Source organism: Fodinibius salinus (genome assembly GCF_008124865.1).
Lineage (GTDB): Bacteria > Bacteroidota > Rhodothermia > Balneolales > Balneolaceae > Fodinibius > Fodinibius salinus.
In genome coordinates this window covers 1-1,189 of record NZ_VNHY01000009.1, presented here as the reverse complement: position 1 = coordinate 1,189, position 1,189 = coordinate 1, and the positions used below count along the sequence as shown (strand labels likewise).

Annotated in this window: 1 protein-coding gene; it reads right to left on the bottom strand. The window is 56.2% G+C overall.

Going from position 1 to position 1,189, the window contains the following annotated elements; all coding sequences use genetic code 11:
* Window position 1: 1 nt before the first annotated feature.
* On the bottom strand, window positions 2-1,189 hold the full coding sequence (gene tuf, locus LX73_RS12865) for an elongation factor Tu (protein ID WP_148899923.1): 1,188 nt from the start codon (window positions 1,187-1,189) through the stop codon (window positions 2-4).

The following is a 1,189-nucleotide window of genomic DNA, read 5'->3' as shown; positions in this document are numbered from 1 at the left end:
TTTAATCTATAATTTCAGTTACAACGCCGGCCCCAACTGTGCGGCCGCCTTCGCGAATCGCAAACCGCAGCCCTTCTTCCATGGCTACCGGTTGGATGAGACTAACGTCCATCGTTACATTATCTCCGGGCATCACCATCTCTACGCCGTCGGGCAGCTCGCAGCTGCCGGTCACGTCGGTGGTCCGGAAGTAAAACTGCGGGCGATATCCGTCAAAAAACGGAGTGTGTCGGCCGCCTTCGTCCTTCGAAAGTACATATACTTCACATTCAAACTCCGTATGCGGGGTAATCGAGCCGGGCGCGCAAAGCACCATCCCACGCTGGAGGTCTTCCTTGTCTACCCCACGAAGCAGTATCCCGGCATTGTCCCCGGCCTGTCCTTCGTCGAGCATCCGGCGGAACATCTCAATGCCGGTTACTACACTATCCATCGGCTCTTCGATAATGCCGACAATCTCAATTTCATCGTTCAGCTGTACCACCCCGCGCTCGATACGCCCGGTGGCTACCGTCCCGCGGCCGGTAATGGAGAATATATCTTCTACCGGCATCAAAAAGGGCTTGTCTACGTCCCGTTCGGGGGTCGGAATCGTCTCATCAACGGCATCCATCAGATCAAGAATCGCCTGCTCGTGGGCCTCCTCGCCTTCAAGGGCTTTCAGGGCACTGCCCTGAATGACCGGAATATCGTCGCCGTCAAATTCGTAGCTGCTCAGCAGCTCCCGAACTTCCAGCTCTACCAGCTCAATCAGTTCCTCGTCGTCAACCAGATCGGTCTTGTTCATAAAGACCACAATCTGCGGGACGCCTACCTGGCGGGCCAACAAAATATGCTCGCGGGTCTGTGGCATCGGGCCGTCAGTGGCCGCTACCACCAAAATCGCCCCGTCCATCTGGGCCGCCCCGGTTACCATATTCTTTACATAATCAGCATGTCCCGGGCAGTCTACGTGCGCATAGTGACGGGCCTCGGTTTCGTACTCCACGTGGGCCGTCGAGATCGTAATGCCTCGCTCTTTCTCTTCCGGAGCATTGTCAATGTCGACAAACTGCTTGGCCACTCCGCCGTGGTGCTTGGCCATTACGGTCGTTACCGCCGCCGTCAACGTGGTTTTCCCGTGGTCTACGTGGCCAATCGTTCCTATGTTTACATGTGGCTTCTCGCGCTGGTAGGTTTCTTTTGCCAT

Excerpts from the sequence above, each read along its gene's own strand:
- tuf (WP_148899923.1), bottom strand. The coding sequence starts at position 1,189 with ATGGCAAAAGAAACCTACCAGCGCGAGAAGCCACATGTAAACATAGGA.